The 1,373-nt window shown below is 29.4% G+C and carries 1 protein-coding gene and 1 pseudogene; both read left to right on the top strand.

Features of this window, described 5'->3' with window-relative positions:
* Positions 1–248: 248 nt before the first annotated feature.
* A complete protein-coding gene (locus tag CD118_RS11840; protein ID WP_103356760.1) occupies positions 249–1,190 on the top strand; it encodes a leukocidin family pore-forming toxin in 942 nt (313 codons plus the stop codon).
* A gap of 2 nt (positions 1,191–1,192) precedes the next feature.
* Positions 1,193–1,373 (top strand): annotated as a pseudogene (locus CD118_RS12145) (leucotoxin LukD); the annotation flags it as partial.

Genomic DNA, 1,373 nt, shown 5'->3' with positions numbered 1-1,373 from the left:
AATGAAAAGTTATATTGACTATGTGAATAATCTATCAAACAACTATTTAAATATAATAGAAAGCTATGATATTGTATCTTACTTTATTATCATAAACATTGGTATAATAAGGTTTTGTAAACTATATTTTGTAAAATCCTTTAGTTAATTATTTTTTCAAAATATTTAAGGATGAGTTAAGAAACATTAGTATAAAATAATGATAATATAAAAATGTAATTAAAAATTATAGAAAAGAGGCAAAGGCAATGAAGAATAATAGACTTTTAAAAAGTGTAGCAGCTTTTAGTTTAATCGCATCATTTATTGTCGCTGAACAGCAAGATGTATTTGCAGCAAATGATTTTGAAGATATTGGGAACAATGCACAAGTAATTAAAAGGACACAAGATATCAGTAGTAACAGATGGGGTGTCACTCAAAATATTCAATTTGATTTTATAGAAGACCCTACATATGATAAGGACGCATTAGTGATTAAAACACAAGGTTACATAAAGCCCCGAACAACCTATCAAAAAAATTATAAACGTCCGGATATCGCTCAAATGTATTGGCCGTTCCAATATAATGTTTCATTAAAACTGGCCGATAATAAAACAAATATTATTAATTATCTACCAAAAAATAAAACGGACTCGGTAGATGTTAAGGAAACATTGGGATATACAGTAGGAGGAACATTCAAACCAGATCCATTTTTAAACCTAAATGGCTCTTCTAACTATACAAAATCAATCAGTTACAACCAAACAAACTATGTAAGTGAAGTAGAACAACAAAATTCTAAAAATGTAACTTGGGCGATAAAGGCAAACGAATTTTATAGAGATGGGAAAAGAGTTTCTGCCTATGATGATTATTTATTCTTCGGAGGAAACACATTTCATAAAAAAGTCAGAGACTATTTTGCCCCGGACAATCAATTACCACCACTTGTTTTAAGTGGTTTTAATCCGTCGTTCCTTACAACAGTTTCACATGATAAAAATACGAGTGAAACTTCAGAAATAGAAATTTCACTTGGTAGAAATATGGATATTACTAATGTTTGGAAACATACGCCACATCCTTATTCTAGTTACTACGTTGCTAAAAGAACACACGGTGCATTTAAGAATCGTAATTTTACAGTTAAATATGAAATTAATTGGAAAACGCATGAAATTAAAGTGAAAGGTCAGAATTAACTATGAAAATAAATAAAATGATAAAAACAACAATCCTTACTTCAACAGCATTTCTGCTACTTTCAAGTCACGCTTTTGCAGATGAGGCCATTCAACCTGTTAAAATAGAAAAGGTTAATGATAAAACAACGATTTATAAAACCACAGCTACTGCCGATTCTGATAAATATAAAATATCTCAAA

Origin of the sequence: Staphylococcus coagulans, assembly GCF_002901995.1 — a bacterium.
Lineage (GTDB): Bacteria > Bacillota > Bacilli > Staphylococcales > Staphylococcaceae > Staphylococcus > Staphylococcus coagulans.
The sequence above is the reverse complement of the archived record's forward strand: the minus strand, read 5'-3'. Positions and strand labels throughout refer to the sequence as shown.

Excerpts from the sequence above, each read along its gene's own strand:
- CD118_RS11840 (WP_103356760.1), top strand. The coding sequence starts at position 249 with ATGAAGAATAATAGACTTTTAAAAAGTGTAGCAGCTTTTAGTTTAATC.